Genomic DNA, 12,152 nt, shown 5'->3' with positions numbered 1-12,152 from the left:
CACTCCTAATCACGATTTTGCCAAAGCAATGAAGCGCCATATACCAAGAGCATGATACCGAGGTAGAATATTGCCATAGTTGCATGCGAAAATTCGGTAGGTATTTCATCGCTTATATAAAAAACACCCAGAAGGCAAAACCCAAATGCAAAACTTGTATGTTTATATGCATTAGTGTCAATGGTGTTTAGAAACTCATCTTTATAAGCGTATTGAAAATACATTTTTAACGGAAAACCCCCTTTAATGAGATAAATAATCACTATAACTATATAAAAAAAAACGCCCATTCCAACAGTTAAAAGCCCTCCAATATGTTGATCTTGTTTTATTAGTGAGTAAACACAGAGAAATAAACAAACTATCCCTGCGCTTAAACTAATCCATATGTTTTGACCCATAAATTGTTCTTCAGTTTTAATATCCTGTTGTTTCATAGTATTCATCCTGTAATAGTATTTTATTTTTTGTAACCTCTGGGTATCAATGTAACCTTGGGGTATCACCGGGTCAATATTTATTTGTAACCTAAAGGTATCAAAATGTTTCAGGAAAGATTCACATATAACAAGTAAAATGGTTTTAGTGGCTTTTTTACATCAACTACAATGATTTTAAGGCTAACACTCGCTATGATAAGAACATTATTTGCACGTTTGAAAGGACGATCATGAAAACTTTACTTAAAATTGTAGGTGTAATACTTTTACTATGTATAGCACTAATTGTTGCCGCACCGTTTTTAATCCCTACTGATACTATTTTTAATAAAGTGTCTGAGCAGGTAGAACAAACAACTGGGCGCACTCTTACTATTAAAGGTGATAAAACACTTAGCGTATTCCCTGCATTAAAGTTAGAACTTAACGACGTGCATTTTGCAAATATGGAATCAGGTTCGCGCGCCGATATGGCGAGTATGAAACAGCTTGCTGTACACATACCTTGGTTTTCATTATTTGGTGGTGAGTTTAAATTAGATAAGTTTGTTATAAACGAACCAAATATCCTATTAGAAACTGACAAAAATGGTAAAGCTAATTGGCAGTTTTTTGATGCAGTTGCAGAGCAACCTAAAGAGCAAAGCCAATCAGGTGAAGCGATAAAGCTTCCAGATAACTTTGATATTGAGTTAGGTGAGGTTGCTATTTATGGCGGCACATTTACTTATCTAGATGGTCTAACAGGTGCTAAGCAACAAATTAGTGATTTAGAACTCGCTATTTTACTTCCATCACTTCGTAAAACATTAGAAGTAAAAGGGGGTATTACTTATATGCAGGAGCGTTTTGAGCTTGATATAAAATTAGATACTCCTGCTAAAGCAATTGAAGGTGCTACTTTTAATGTTAAACAAACCTTAGATTCTCGTTTAGTTGATTTAACGTTCGAAGGGAGCATCGCTGGGCAAGGACAAGATATTAAAGGTCAGTTATCACTAAGCGGTGAGTCTGTTAAAAGTATTGCAAAATGGCAAGGTGTAGAGTTAGACGCTAAAGACAATGCTTTTAACGCATTCAGTGTAAACGGTAAAATGCACCTAGCAGGTGAGAAATTTAATTTAGACGATTTAGTTGCGACGTTAGACGCATTGGAAATAAAAGGTAAGAGCGAGCTTAACCTAGGAAAGCGTTTAGCTGTAAATGCTGATATCGATTTAGGTATGCTTGATTTAAACCCGTACCTACCTGAAGCAGTAGCAAAACAAGAAGAGCCAGTAGAGCAAAATGATAAACCTGCAGAGCCAATAGTATGGGATGACACTAAAATTGATCTAAGTGCGTTAAATTCACTAGATGCGAATGTAGTTATTCGTTCAAGTGGATTAAAAGCTAACGATATTAAGTTGGGCGCAAATCAATTTACTGTTGCTTTAAAAAATAGCATTGCAAAACTAAGCCTAGATAGCTTTTCTGCTTATGAAGGGTCAGGTAAAGGCGTTATCAATGTAAACGCACAACAAGTACCTTATAAAATATCAACTAACTTTGACTTAGCTGGTATAGATGCACAGCCTCTATTAACTGATGCGGCAGGTTTTGACAAGCTAATGGGTAAGGGGTCTTTAAATTGGAACCTAAACACAACTGGCCAAAGTCAAAAGTCGTTTATTGGTGCGCTTAACGGAAAACTTGGATTTGAGTTTGCTGATGGAGCCGTAAAAGGTGCGAATATAGCTGAGATGGTTCGTAAAGGTAAGGAACTCATTTCAGGAAACTTTGGTGCTGCGTCTGAAGGGCTGGATACCGGGTTTGAAGAATCAGAGCAAACAGATTTCTCTGCACTAACAGGAAGTTTTAACTTTACTAATGGTGTTGGTAAAAATACTGATTTATCACTTATTAGCCCACTCGTTAGAATATCAGGTGAAGGCGATGTTGATTTACCACAAACAACAGTTAATTACCGTTTGGTTACAGGCATAGTTGGATCAATCGAAGGACAGGGGACCACTGATGACAGCACTGGTTTTAAAATACCACTACGTATAAAAGGGCCTTTCCACGATGTTGGTATAAAGCTTGATGTAGGCAATGCGCTTAAAGATGAAGCTAAGCAGAAGGTTGATGAGGCAAAAGAAAAAGCCAAAGACAAAGCAAAGGATAAGATTAAAGATAAATTAAAAGGTTTATTCGGTTAATCATCTATAGTTAAAACAAACAAGGCACTTATATAGTGCCTTGTTTGTTTTGTAACCATCTGTAAAATAGCTACATAGCCGTAATTACTCAACTTTAATAACCATACGCTCTAAATTAATTAAAAAATAACCTATCACTACCCCCTCAATGCTGGTACAATTGCCCGCCCTTAAGAGACAACTCGTTTGTTTTTTGATTGGGATTTAATCGAAATGTCTGATTTTTAAACGAATTTTAGACACGTTGTAATTACTACACCGGAGGTCATTAACATGATCCAAATGCAAACTCAGCTGGAAGTTGCTGATAACAGCGGCGCTCGCAAAGTGCAGTGTATAAAAGTCCTTGGTGGTTCACACCGTCGCTACGCAGCGATTGGCGACATCATTAAAGTTTCTGTAAAAGAAGCTATTCCTCGCGGTAAAGTGAAGAAAGGTGATGTTAAAAACGCGGTAGTTGTGCGTACCAGAAAAGGTGTTCGCCGTCCAGATGGTTCTTTGATCCGTTTTGACAGCAACGCGGCTGTTATCTTAAATGATAACTTGCAGCCAATTGGTACACGTATTTTCGGCCCTGTGACTCGCGAACTTCGTAATGATAAGTTCATGAAAATCGTTTCACTAGCCCCAGAAGTACTGTAAGGAGCCAATCATGGCAGCAAAAATACGTCGTGATGACGAAGTAATCGTACTAGCAGGTAAAGACAAAGGTAAGCGCGGAAAAGTGCTTTCAGTTGTTACTGAATCTGGTCGAATCTTTGTCGAAGGCATAAACTTGATCAAGAAACACCAAAAGCCGGTTCCACAATTGAACCAAGCTGGCGGCATTGTTGAGAAAGAAGCATCTATGGATGCATCAAACGTTGCGATCTTCAACTCGGAAACGAGTAAAGCTGATCGTGTAGGTTTCAAGATTGAAGATGGTAAGAAATTACGTATCTTTAAATCTACTGGTAAAACTATCTAATAGTTGGAGTAGAATGATGGCGAAACTGCATGAAGTATATAAAGACAAAGTAGTTGCGGAACTTCAAGAGAAGTTTGGTTTCAGCTCTGTCATGCAAGTCCCTCAGATCGAAAAGATCACATTGAATATGGGCGTGGGCGAAGCCCTAGCTGACAAGAAGATTTTAGATAACGCAGTAGCGGATCTAGCAGCAATCTCTGGTCAGAAACCTCTAATCACTAAAGCACGCAAATCTGTTGCTGGCTTCAAAGTGCGTGAAGGTTACCCGATTGGTTGTAAAGTAACCCTACGCGGCGAGCGTATGTGGGACTTTTTTGAGCGTTTGGTATCAATCGCTATCCCACGTATTCGTGACTTCCGTGGCGTAAGTGCTAAGTCTTTTGATGGACGTGGCAACTACAGCATGGGCGTACGTGAACAAATCATCTTCCCAGAAATCGATTACGATAAAGTAGACCGTGTACGCGGTATGGATATTACTATCACTACTTCTGCGAAATCTGATGAGGAAGGCCGTGCGTTGTTAGAAGCGTTTAACTTCCCATTTAAGAAATAAGGGTAGGGTTATGGCAAAGAATTCTATGAAAGCGCGCGAAGCAAAGCGCACAAAACTAGTTGCTCAGTTCGCTGAAAAGCGCGCGGCACTAAAAGCTATCATCAGTGATGTTAATACATCTGAAGATGATCGTTGGGACGCGGTACTTAAGCTACAAGCTTTACCTCGTGATTCTAGCCCTGCACGTCAACGTAATCGTTGTAACATTACGGGCCGCCCACATGGTTTCCTTCGCAAATTCGGCATGAGCCGTATTAAAGTTCGCGAAGCAGCTATGCGCGGTGAAATTCCTGGCCTTAAAAAGGCTAGCTGGTAATAGAATCATGGGAGTAAGACTATGAGCTTGCAAGATCCTATCGCGGATTTGTTTACACGAATTCGTAACGGTCAATCAGCGAAGAAAGTATCTGTAACGATGCCAACTTCAAAGCTGAAAGTAGCATTAGCTAAAGTACTAAAAGACGAAGGTTATATCGTAGATTTCGCCGTTAGCGGTGAAACTAAACCTGAGCTTTCTATCGAGTTGAAGTACTTCGAAGGCAAAGCTGTAATTGAAAATATCCAGCGTGTAAGTCGCCCTGGTCTACGTATCTATAAGAAACGTGACCAATTACCTAAGGTAATGGGTGGTCTTGGTATCGCTATCGTATCAACTTCTAAAGGCCTAATGACAGACCGCACAGCACGTAGTGCTGGTGTTGGTGGTGAAATCATTGGTTTTGTAGCTTAATCGGAGGGGAACTATGTCTCGCATAGCAAAGGCACCAATTACTGTTCCTGCCGGTGTAGAAGTTACATTAAAAGGCCAGGAAATCACAGTTAAAGGCAAAAACGGTGAACTTACTCGTACTATCAACAACGCTGTTGAAGTACAAGTTAATGACAACGTTATTACTACTTTACCTCGTGATGGCGTAGCTAATGCATGGGCTCAAGCAGGTACTGCTCGCGCTCTAATCAACAACATGGTTGTTGGTACGCATGAAGGTTACGAGAAGAAACTTCAGTTAGTAGGCGTGGGTTACCGTGCTGCAGCTAAGGGTAAAACATTAGATTTAACTCTTGGCTTCTCACACCCAGTTAATTTCGCAGTTCCTGAAGGAATTACGATTGAAACTCCAAGCCAAACAGAAGTTCTAGTTAAGGGCGTAGATAAGCAGTTAGTTGGTCAAACAGCTGCTAACATTCGTGCATACCGTAAACCTGAGCCTTATAAAGGTAAGGGTGTTCGTTATTCAGATGAGAATGTACGCCGTAAAGAGGCTAAGAAGAAGTAAGGTAAGACGATGGATAAAAAAACAGCTCGTCTACGTCGTGCTAAACGCACTCGTAGAAATTATATTGAACAAGGCACAACGCGTCTTGTTATCCACCGCACGCCACGTCACATATACGCTCAAGTAGTAAATGCTGAGGGTAATGTACTGGCTGCTGCTTCTACTGTTGAAAAGGCTATTAGCGAAACAGTTAAAGGCACCGGTAACGTTGAAGCTGCGCAAGCAGTTGGCAAAGCGGTTGCTGAACGTGCGGCTGACAAAGGCATCGAAAAGATTGCTTTTGATCGCAGTGGCTTTAAATATCACGGCCGTGTGAAGGCGCTAGCTGATGCTGCGCGTGAAGCCGGTTTGCAATTCTAGGAGTAGACTATGGCTAACGTAGAAGCAAAGCAACAACAGCCTGATCTAGCTGAAAAGCTAATCGCGGTGAACCGTGTGTCTAAAGTAGTTAAAGGTGGTCGTATCTTTAGCTTTACTGCACTAACTGTAGTTGGTGATGGCGCAGGTAAAGTAGGTTTCGGTTATGGTAAAGCACGTGAAGTTCCAGCTGCTATTCAAAAAGCAATGGAAAAAGCACGTCGTAACATGATCAACGTAGACCTAAATGGCAACACATTACAGCATCCTGTTAAGGGACGTCATGCTGGCTCACTAGTGTTCATGAAACCAGCATCTGAAGGTACTGGTATCATTGCAGGTGGTGCTATGCGTGCAGTACTAGAAGTTACTGGTGTGCAGAACGTACTTTCTAAATGTTACGGTTCTACTAACCCGATCAACGTGGTACGTGCAACGATTTCGGCTCTTGAGAATATGAATTCTCCACAGTCAATCGCTGCTAAACGTGGCCTTCGCGTAGACGAAATACTGGGGTAACCATGGCAAATCAAACTGTAAAAGTAACACAAGTAAAAAGCTCTATCGGTCGTTTACCGAAACATAAAGCTACATTACGCGGTCTTGGTTTACGTCGTATCAACCACACTGTTGAGTTAGAAGACACAGCATGTGTACGTGGTATGATAAACAAGGTTTCTTACATGGTTAAGGTAGAGGGTTAATTCGATGCATTTGAATACACTTTCACCTGCTGCAGGTTCAAAAACTGCTCCAAAACGTGTTGGTCGTGGTATCGGTTCTGGTCTAGGTAAGACTGGCGGCCGTGGTCACAAAGGTCAAAAATCACGTTCTGGCGGCAAAGTACGCGTTGGTTTTGAAGGCGGTCAAATGCCTATGCAACGTCGTCTACCTAAATTTGGTTTTACTTCTCGCAAATCTTTAGTATCTGCAGAAATAAACCTTTTTGAAATCGCTAAAGTAGAAGGCGATGTGGTAGACCTAAGCGCGTTACAAGCAGCTGGTCTAGTTAAAAAGAACGTTCTTTTCGTTAAAGTTGTTAAATCTGGCGAAGTTTCACGCGCTGTTACCGTTAAAGGCCTTAAAGCCTCTAAAGGTGCTCGCGAAGCTATTGAAGCTGCCGGAGGCAAGGTAGAAGACTAAGGAAGTACTAATGGCTAAACCAGGTCAAGATACAAAAAGTGCACAAGGTGGACTTTCGGAATTGAAGCGCCGATTACTCTTCGTATTGGGTGCTATCATAATTTACCGTCTAGGTTCATTTGTGCCGATCCCTGGGATTGACGCCGCTGTACTTGCCGATTTCTTCGAGCAACAAAAGGGCACCATTGTTGAGATGTTCAACATGTTCAGTGGTGGTGCACTTGAGCGAGCTTCAGTGTTAGCACTGGGTATTATGCCGTATATCTCGGCTTCGATTATTACGCAACTATTAACGCATATGTATCCTCCGTTTATAGAGCTTAAGAAAGAAGGTGAGCAAGGGCGTAAAAAAATTAGCCAGTACACACGCTATGGCACGCTTGTGCTAGCTACTATTCAATCAATCGGTATTGCTTCTAGCTTACCGGGCATGATGGAGGGGTTAGTTGTTAACCCTGGTATGGGTTTCTATTTCACCGCAGTGGTGAGTTTAGTAACTGGTACTATGTTCCTTATGTGGTTGGGTGAACAAATAACAGAGCGCGGTATCGGTAACGGTATCTCTGTTCTAATATTTGTTGGTATTGTAGCTAACTTGCCGTCTGCTATTGGTTCGACAGTCGAAATGGCGCGCCAAGGTGATTTGAATGTTTTTGTACTGTTGATGGTTGCGGTAATCGTATTCGCTGTTACTTATCTTGTAGTGTTTTTCGAACGTGGACAACGTCGTATTGTTGTTAACTACGCTAAACGCCAACAAGGTCGTCAAGTATTTGCTGCTCAAAGCACGCATTTACCACTAAAAGTAAATATGGCGGGTGTTATTCCACCAATCTTCGCTAGCAGTATAATTCTGTTCCCTGGTACAATTGCTAGCTGGTTCGGCCAAGGTGAAGGTCCAGTCGCTGATGTATTACAAGCTGTTGCTACTACGCTGACCCCAGGTCAACCGTTGTACTCACTTGTTTTAGCTGCGGCTATTATCTTCTTCTGCTTTTTCTACACAGCGTTGGTTTTTAACCCACGTGAAACAGCAGATAACCTTAAGAAATCTGGCGCATTTATCCCAGGTATTCGTCCAGGTGAGCAGACATCTAAATACATTGATAAAGTGATGACACGCCTGACATTGGCAGGTGCTTTGTATATAACCTTTATCTGTCTGGTGCCTGAATTCATGACGATGGCGTGGCAAACGCCATTCTACTTCGGCGGTACATCAGTTTTGATTATCGTTGTAGTGATCATGGACTTTATGGCACAAGTACAGACTCACCTGATGTCTCATCAGTATGATTCTGTGCTGAAAAAAGCGAACCTTAAAGGCTACGGTCGATAAGGTCAGTTTACGGAGTTGAGCAATGAAAGTACGTGCTTCCGTTAAGAAAATATGCCGTAACTGTAAAGTTATTAAACGTGCTGGTGTAGTACGCGTAATTTGCAGTGAGCCTAAGCATAAGCAAAGGCAAGGTTAAGTAAACAGCGTGCAGGCTGAGTTTTCTCGGCCTGTGTTTTTAGTAGTAATTTGGTCTTCGTTTGAGTATCCTTACGGGCTTTTCAAACAGATGATTACCAAATTCGAATATAGGAGATGTGTTAGTGGCCCGTATTGCTGGCATTAACGTCCCTGATCATAAACATGCAGTTATTGGTTTAACAGCTATTTATGGCATAGGTAAGACTCGCTCTAAGGCTATCTTAGTAGCGACTGGTATCGCCGAAACCACAAAAATCGGTGAACTTTCAGACGAAATTCTTGACGTACTGCGTGATGCAGTTGGCAAGTACACTGTTGAAGGTGATCTTCGTCGTGAAGTTACTTTAAATATCAAGCGCCTTATGGACCTTGGTTGTTATCGTGGCCTACGTCACCGTCGCTCTTTACCACTACGTGGTCAAAGAACTAAGACTAACGCGCGCACCCGCAAGGGTCCTCGTAAGCCTATTAAGCGATAAGGGGATAGTATTATGGCTAAGACACCAATTCGTCGTAAAAAGGTTAAAAAACAAGTTGCTGATGGTATGGCTCATGTTCATGCGTCTTTCAACAACACTATTGTAACGATTACCGACCGTCAAGGTAATGCACTATCATGGGCTACTGCCGGTGGTTCAGGTTTCCGTGGTTCACGTAAATCTACACCATTTGCTGCTCAGGTTGCTGCAGAGCGTGCAGGTACTGCTGCTCAAGAATACGGTTTAAAAAATCTAGAAGTTTTCATCAAAGGTCCAGGTCCAGGTCGTGAATCTGCTGTACGTGCTTTGAATGCTGCTGGTTACCGTATTACCAACATTACTGACGTGACGCCTATACCACATAATGGTTGTCGTCCACCGAAGAAACGTCGCGTTTAACAATAGGTTAGGAGAAATAACATGGCAAGATATTTGGGCCCTAAGCTCAAGCTGAGTCGTCGTGAAGGTACTGACCTGTTCCTTAAGAGCGGCGTAAGAGCTATCGACTCTAAGTGTAAACTTGAGACTGCACCTGGTCAGCACGGCGCCCGTAAAGGTCGTTTATCTGATTACGGTTTACAATTACGTGAAAAGCAAAAAGTACGTCGTATATACGGTGTATTAGAAAAGCAATTCCGTAACTACTACAAAGAAGCTGCTCGCCTTAAAGGTAATACAGGTGAAAACTTGTTACAGCTTTTAGAGCAACGTTTAGACAATGTTGTATATCGCATGGGTTTTGCTAGCACACGTGCAGAAGCACGTCAGTTAGTAAGCCATAAAGCGATTTTAGTTAATGGTCGTGTTGTGAACATTCCTTCATACGTAATTACTCCAGAAGATACTGTTGTAATCCGTGAGAAGTCTAAGACACAAGCACGTATCATCGCTGCTCTAGAGTTGGCTGAGCAACGTGAAAAGCCGACTTGGGTTGAAGTTGACGGTAAGAAATTGGAAGGCAGCTTTAAGCGTCTACCTGAGCGTTCAGACCTGTCTGCGGACATTAATGAACAACTAATCGTCGAACTTTACTCTAAGTAAAGTTAAGAGTTAAGAGAGGATAAAATGCAGGGTTCTGTTACAGAATTTCTAAAACCAAGGTTAGTCGACATCGACGCTATCAACCCAACGCGTTCTAAAATAGTTTTAGAACCATTAGAGCGTGGCTTTGGCCATACTCTGGGTAATGCTTTACGCCGTATATTACTTTCATCTATGCCTGGATGTGCAGTAACTGAAGTTGAAATCGACGGTGTATTACATGAGTACAGCGCGAAAGAAGGCGTTCAAGAAGACATCATTGAAATACTATTAAACCTTAAAGGTTTAGCAGTAACGTTAGAAGGCAAAGATGAAGTTTTTCTGACCCTGACTAAATCTGGTGTAGGCCCTGTTACTGCGGCTGATATTCAGCACGATGGCGATGTAACAATTGCTAATCCAGATCACGTTATTTGTAATTTAACTACAAATAACAGCGAGATCAGCATGCGTATTCGTGTTGAACGTGGTCGTGGTTATGTGCCGGCATCTAGTCGTTTATCCTCTGATGACGATGAGCGTCCAATTGGTAGATTGTTGCTTGATGCATCATTTAGCCCAGTTGAACGTATTGCGTACTCGGTTGAATCAGCTCGAGTTGAGCAACGTACAGATTTAGACAAGTTAATCATTGATATGGAAACAAACGGCACTTTAGATCCAGAAGAAGCGATCCGCCGTGCGTCTACTATCTTAGCTGAGCAATTAGATGCATTCGTAGATTTACGTGATGTAACTGAGCCAGAAGAGAAAGAAGAGAAGCCAGAATTCGATCCTATTCTACTTCGTCCAGTTGATGACCTTGAATTAACAGTACGCTCAGCAAATTGTTTGAAAGCCGAGCAAATTCAATATATCGGTGATTTAGTTCAGCGCACTGAAGTTGAGCTTCTTAAAACACCTAATTTAGGTAAGAAGTCTCTAACTGAAATTAAAGACGTGCTAGCTTCACGTGGACTTTCTCTGGGCATGCGCCTAGAAAATTGGCCACCTGCAAGTTTAGCTGAATAATCTAAATCACTATATTAGTTTAGTTAGAAGGATAGGGTCATGCGCCATCGTAAGAGTGGTCGTCAATTAAACCGTAACAGTAGCCATCGTAAAGCGATGTTTAGCAATATGGCAGGTTCTTTGGTGAAACATGAAATCATCAAAACTACTTTGCCTAAAGCGAAAGAGTTACGTCGTGTAATTGAACCTTTAATCACACTGGCTAAGACTGACAGTGTAGCAAATCGCCGTTTAGCGTTTGCTCGCACGCGTGATAATGAAGTTGTTGGTAAATTATTCAGTGAAATCGGTCCACGTAACGCGGATCGTCCAGGTGGTTACACTCGTATTCTTAAGTGTGGCTTCCGTACTGGTGATAATGCACCAATGGCTTATATTGAACTAGTTGGTCGCCCAGCGACTAGCGAAGCAGTTCAAGAAGACGCACAGTCTGCAGAGTAAGTCTTAAAGAAACCTAAAAGCCGAGCCTATGCTCGGCTTTTTCTTGCCTAAAATTTGTCAAACTATATGAACCAGTAATTACCTTCTATTATGGGCAATGACTCATAGATTCTGAATTGATAAGTTGTTTTGACAGCTGCTTTAATAGCTCTACCTAATTACTCTTTATTTACCATTCATTCAAAATAGCCTATCAGATTCTAGTTAAAGATCATTTCCACTATATATTGTGATTTACAGCTATTAATAATGCCGCCGCGAATTGAGCTACAATTAGAGCAATCCCTAACGAAGTTTCTACTTATAGAGCTGATTAAAAGATATAACGTGCGTACTCTTATAAATATACCGGTACTAAGAACCTCAGAGTAAAGTTAACCATTACGGCCTAAGTAAACTTCCTCCTAAAATATGTAAAACTATTATTAAACATAGGCTGATCAATTTAATTCTCAGTTTTTGATTAATTTAAATGATTATAGGAATACGACTCTTGCTCTATTGGTTGTTTTTTCCGCATCGATGATCGAAATGTGTCTCTACCCGTTAGTAGTTGCCACAACTTTCATTTCAAATAGCTCTATGAACCTATTAATAATGGTAGTTTAGTTGTGTTTTTGAGCGTTTAGCTCAAATACTCAGCGAACAGCACATTATTTCAAGTTTTCTTCAAAAAAGGGTTGATCTGTTTTCGGATCTCCCTATAATGCGACCCCACTGAGACGGGAAACGCCAACGCATAGCGAGGCACGAACAACTCAG

Annotated in this window: 19 protein-coding genes; 18 read left to right on the top strand and 1 reads right to left on the bottom strand. The window is 41.3% G+C overall.

Going from position 1 to position 12,152, the window contains the following annotated elements:
- Positions 1 to 5: 5 nt before the first annotated feature.
- Entirely contained in the window at positions 6 to 437 is a 432-nt protein-coding gene (locus I6E82_RS17740) for a hypothetical protein (RefSeq protein ID WP_197118398.1), read from the bottom strand.
- 233 nt (positions 438 to 670) lie between these two features.
- Between I6E82_RS17740 and I6E82_RS17735 the strand changes: the two genes are divergently transcribed.
- The 18 genes from I6E82_RS17735 to rplQ all read left to right on the top strand — a co-directional run bounded on the left by I6E82_RS17735 (position 671) and on the right by rplQ (position 11,390).
- On the top strand, positions 671 to 2,641 hold the full coding sequence (locus I6E82_RS17735) for an AsmA family protein (protein WP_197118397.1): 1,971 nt from the start codon (positions 671 to 673) through the stop codon (positions 2,639 to 2,641).
- A 273-nt stretch (positions 2,642 to 2,914) separates the two neighbouring features.
- Entirely contained in the window at positions 2,915 to 3,283 is a 369-nt protein-coding gene (gene rplN, locus I6E82_RS17730; protein ID WP_002959498.1) for a 50S ribosomal protein L14, read from the top strand.
- A 10-nt stretch (positions 3,284 to 3,293) separates the two neighbouring features.
- Positions 3,294 to 3,608, top strand: coding sequence for a 50S ribosomal protein L24 (gene rplX, locus I6E82_RS17725; RefSeq protein WP_002959496.1), 315 nt, complete (start codon positions 3,294 to 3,296; stop codon positions 3,606 to 3,608).
- A 16-nt stretch (positions 3,609 to 3,624) separates the two neighbouring features.
- Entirely contained in the window at positions 3,625 to 4,164 is a 540-nt protein-coding gene (gene rplE, locus I6E82_RS17720; protein WP_010554915.1) for a 50S ribosomal protein L5, read from the top strand.
- Positions 4,165 to 4,174: 10 nt separating this feature from the next.
- Positions 4,175 to 4,480: a 30S ribosomal protein S14 gene (gene rpsN / locus I6E82_RS17715; protein WP_010554914.1), complete on the top strand. Its 306-nt coding sequence runs from the start codon at positions 4,175 to 4,177 to the stop codon at positions 4,478 to 4,480.
- A gap of 21 nt (positions 4,481 to 4,501) precedes the next feature.
- Entirely contained in the window at positions 4,502 to 4,894 is a 393-nt protein-coding gene (rpsH, locus tag I6E82_RS17710; RefSeq protein WP_197118396.1) for a 30S ribosomal protein S8, read from the top strand.
- A 13-nt stretch (positions 4,895 to 4,907) separates the two neighbouring features.
- Positions 4,908 to 5,441 (top strand): 50S ribosomal protein L6, encoded by a 534-nt coding sequence (gene rplF, locus I6E82_RS17705; RefSeq protein ID WP_002959488.1) that lies wholly within the window; start codon positions 4,908 to 4,910, stop codon positions 5,439 to 5,441.
- Between the two features lie 9 nt (positions 5,442 to 5,450).
- Positions 5,451 to 5,801, top strand: coding sequence for a 50S ribosomal protein L18 (gene rplR, locus I6E82_RS17700; protein ID WP_002959486.1), 351 nt, complete (start codon positions 5,451 to 5,453; stop codon positions 5,799 to 5,801).
- 9 nt (positions 5,802 to 5,810) lie between these two features.
- Positions 5,811 to 6,317 carry a 30S ribosomal protein S5 gene (gene rpsE / locus I6E82_RS17695; protein WP_002959485.1) on the top strand — a complete coding sequence of 169 codons (507 nt, stop codon included), beginning with the start codon at positions 5,811 to 5,813 and terminating at the stop codon, positions 6,315 to 6,317.
- A 2-nt stretch (positions 6,318 to 6,319) separates the two neighbouring features.
- Positions 6,320 to 6,502, top strand: coding sequence for a 50S ribosomal protein L30 (rpmD, locus tag I6E82_RS17690; protein WP_002959482.1), 183 nt, complete (start codon positions 6,320 to 6,322; stop codon positions 6,500 to 6,502).
- A gap of 4 nt (positions 6,503 to 6,506) precedes the next feature.
- Positions 6,507 to 6,941, top strand: a complete 435-nt coding sequence (gene rplO / locus I6E82_RS17685; RefSeq protein ID WP_002959480.1) for a 50S ribosomal protein L15 — start codon at positions 6,507 to 6,509, stop codon at positions 6,939 to 6,941.
- A gap of 10 nt (positions 6,942 to 6,951) precedes the next feature.
- Positions 6,952 to 8,280 (top strand): preprotein translocase subunit SecY, encoded by a 1,329-nt coding sequence (secY, locus tag I6E82_RS17680; protein WP_007584663.1) that lies wholly within the window; start codon positions 6,952 to 6,954, stop codon positions 8,278 to 8,280.
- Between the two features lie 22 nt (positions 8,281 to 8,302).
- The gene (gene rpmJ / locus I6E82_RS17675) at positions 8,303 to 8,416 is read left to right on the top strand and encodes a 50S ribosomal protein L36 (RefSeq protein ID WP_002959476.1); all 114 of its coding nucleotides are present in this window, start codon (positions 8,303 to 8,305) and stop codon (positions 8,414 to 8,416) included.
- A gap of 124 nt (positions 8,417 to 8,540) precedes the next feature.
- Positions 8,541 to 8,897 (top strand): 30S ribosomal protein S13, encoded by a 357-nt coding sequence (gene rpsM, locus I6E82_RS17670; RefSeq protein WP_007584664.1) that lies wholly within the window; start codon positions 8,541 to 8,543, stop codon positions 8,895 to 8,897.
- 12 nt (positions 8,898 to 8,909) lie between these two features.
- Positions 8,910 to 9,296, top strand: a complete 387-nt coding sequence (gene rpsK / locus I6E82_RS17665) for a 30S ribosomal protein S11 (RefSeq protein ID WP_002959471.1) — start codon at positions 8,910 to 8,912, stop codon at positions 9,294 to 9,296.
- A 21-nt stretch (positions 9,297 to 9,317) separates the two neighbouring features.
- The gene (gene rpsD / locus I6E82_RS17660) at positions 9,318 to 9,938 is read left to right on the top strand and encodes a 30S ribosomal protein S4 (RefSeq protein ID WP_002959461.1); all 621 of its coding nucleotides are present in this window, start codon (positions 9,318 to 9,320) and stop codon (positions 9,936 to 9,938) included.
- Between the two features lie 24 nt (positions 9,939 to 9,962).
- Positions 9,963 to 10,949, top strand: a complete 987-nt coding sequence (locus tag I6E82_RS17655) for a DNA-directed RNA polymerase subunit alpha (RefSeq protein ID WP_002959452.1) — start codon at positions 9,963 to 9,965, stop codon at positions 10,947 to 10,949.
- Between the two features lie 39 nt (positions 10,950 to 10,988).
- Positions 10,989 to 11,390: a 50S ribosomal protein L17 gene (gene rplQ, locus I6E82_RS17650; protein ID WP_002959450.1), complete on the top strand. Its 402-nt coding sequence runs from the start codon at positions 10,989 to 10,991 to the stop codon at positions 11,388 to 11,390.
- Positions 11,391 to 12,152: the final 762 nt, after the last annotated feature.

Origin of the sequence: Pseudoalteromonas sp. NZS11 (genome assembly GCF_015864765.1) — a bacterium.
GTDB lineage: Bacteria > Pseudomonadota > Gammaproteobacteria > Enterobacterales > Alteromonadaceae > Pseudoalteromonas > Pseudoalteromonas arctica.
The sequence above is the reverse complement of the archived record's forward strand: the minus strand, read 5'-3'. Positions and strand labels throughout refer to the sequence as shown.